The organism is Kamptonema formosum PCC 10802 (genome assembly GCF_000332335.1).
GTDB lineage: Bacteria > Cyanobacteriota > Cyanobacteriia > Cyanobacteriales > Oscillatoriaceae > Oscillatoria.
Genome location: NZ_KB235948.1, coordinates 2,044,315 through 2,045,238, shown reverse-complemented (window position 1 = coordinate 2,045,238; position 924 = coordinate 2,044,315). Strand labels below are relative to the sequence as shown.

The following is a 924-nucleotide window of genomic DNA, read 5'->3' as shown; positions in this document are numbered from 1 at the left end:
CCGGTGAGGGATATCAGTGAGCCTGGGGCTGATAGTAGTGAGTCATTGCCGGATATGAGTGAACCGGCAGTTGTCGCCGCTGACACTACTGTTTCCCCGGATTCTCCTGTGGTTGTGGTGCCGGTGGACATTCCCTCAACCCCAGATTCTCCTGTGGTTGAAGTGCCGGTGGACGTTCCCGCAACCCCGGATTCTCCTGTGGTTGTGGTGCCTGTGGACATTCCCGCACCCCCGGATGAACCGGCATCTGTTGCACCACCGGCAGACATTCCCGCAACCCCGGATTCTCCTGTGGTTGAAGTGCCGGTGGACATTCCGGCAACTGTTGTTGAACCGGCAGTTGTCGCCGCTGACACTGCGGTTTCCCCGGATTCTCCTGTGGTTGTGGTGCCGGTGGACATTCCGGCAACTGTTGTTGAACCGGCAGCGGCAACAGTTGACACTACCGCTTCCCCGGATTCTCCTGTGGTTGTGGTGTCGGTGGACATTCCGGCAACTGTTGTTGAACCGGCATCTGTTGCACCACCGGCAGACATTCCCGCAACCCCGGATTCTCCTGTGGTTGAAGTGCCGGCAGACATTCCCGCAACCCCGGATTCTCCTGTGGTTGTGGTGCCGGTGGACATTCCCGCAACTCCGGATGAACCGGCATCTGTCGCACCACCGGCAGACATTCCGGCAATTGTGGATCAACCGGCATCTGTCGCACCACCGGCAGACATTCCGGCAATCGTGGATCAACCGGCAGTTGAAGTGCCGGCAGATATTCCGGCAATCGTGGATCAACCGGCAGTTGTCGCCGCTGACACTACTGTTTCCCCGGATTCTCCTGTGGTTGAGGTGCCGGTGGACATTCCGGCAACTGTTGTTGAACCGGCATCTGTTGCACCACCGGCAGACATTCCCGCAACCCCGGATTCTCCT

General features: G+C 58.9%; 1 pseudogene. It reads left to right on the top strand.

From position 1 onward, the window contains the following. Positions 1-54: 54 nt before the first annotated feature. Positions 55-924: pseudogene (locus OSC10802_RS52715) on the top strand (hypothetical protein); the annotation flags it as partial.